We start from the raw sequence: 706 nt of genomic DNA on the forward strand, positions 1-706 counted from the left end.
AGGTGATAGTCGAGGGAAATCTCATTTGCTATGGCCGGTGCCAATGGGAGCATCATTAGTTTCTCATGCGGCGCAGACGTCTGCGCCGCAGAGGGCATCGGAGGAACCTTCTCTCTTTTCATCGCGCATTGATAAGCCACCGCCTTCATCATATCCTCCACCACATTCTTCGCGTCGCCGAAGACCGTCAAGGCCGGTCTTGCCCCTACGCGATAAGATGCCCTTCGCACTCACCTCCGAGCGCAGAGCCGGCAACAGCCATGATCATAGACTTGCGCACTAACTCGCCGTCGGTCTCAGTGCGTGACGAGTTGCACTTTTAGATGTCCCGTCGTTTAGGTTTGAAGCGCGTCACGCCGCTCAGGCGCCCATGACTTCTGGCGGATGTTTGGCCACATAGCGCCCCGGCGCCGGTTCGATTGGGCGTACTTCGCGTCGCCCAGCTTCTTCGGCGCCGCGACCTGCTTGCCCGTGTGTGCCTGCAGCCAGTTGCTCCACTGCGTCCACCAGCTTCCCGGCTGCGACTTCGCCGATTCGAGCCACGCATCCGGATCGTCGCCGAGCGTGCCGTCGGTCCAGTAGCTGCGCTTGTTCTTCGACGCCGGATTGATCACGCCCGCGATATGCCGGCTCGCGCCGAGCACGAACTGCGTATCGCCGCCGACGAGCTGCGTCGACCGGTACGCGCCCTTCCACGGCACGATGT

At 61.6% G+C, this 706-nt stretch carries 2 pseudogenes; both read right to left on the bottom strand.

Features of this window, described 5'->3' with window-relative positions:
- Positions 1-191: pseudogene (locus AWB67_RS42925) on the bottom strand (hypothetical protein); the annotation flags it as partial.
- Positions 192-360: 169 nt separating this feature from the next.
- Positions 361-706, bottom strand: a pseudogene (locus AWB67_RS39010) (class I poly(R)-hydroxyalkanoic acid synthase); the annotation flags it as partial.

Origin of the sequence: Caballeronia terrestris (assembly GCF_001544515.1) — a bacterium.
Classification (GTDB): domain Bacteria; phylum Pseudomonadota; class Gammaproteobacteria; order Burkholderiales; family Burkholderiaceae; genus Caballeronia; species Caballeronia terrestris.